Annotated in this window: 1 protein-coding gene; it reads left to right on the top strand. The window is 60.1% G+C overall.

The window, feature by feature from the left end; genetic code table 11:
* Positions 1–233, top strand: a 233-nt coding sequence (locus N7568_RS25515; RefSeq protein WP_261612403.1) for a hypothetical protein, incomplete at both ends; no start/stop codon positions are given.

Raw genomic sequence — 233 nt, 5'->3', positions numbered from 1 at the left:
CGTCGCCAATGTCATCAAGACTGCCCGGGGCGCAGGAATCATTATCGCGATGATCACCGGTGACCACCCCTCCACGGCAGCATCCATCGCACGCGAGATTGGTCTGTTGTGGCACCCTGACCTCGTGTTCCAAGGCTCCGAACTCCCCCATTACGAACAAGTGCTGGGGGCGCTTCTGGACCGTGATGTCGTGGTGGTGAGCAGGGTCTCCCCCGAACAGAAACTCAGGGTAG

Source organism: Paenarthrobacter aurescens, assembly GCF_025421775.1.
GTDB classification, from domain to species: Bacteria; Actinomycetota; Actinomycetes; order Actinomycetales; family Micrococcaceae; genus Arthrobacter; species Arthrobacter aurescens_B.
The sequence above is the reverse complement of the archived record's forward strand: the minus strand, read 5'-3'. Positions and strand labels throughout refer to the sequence as shown.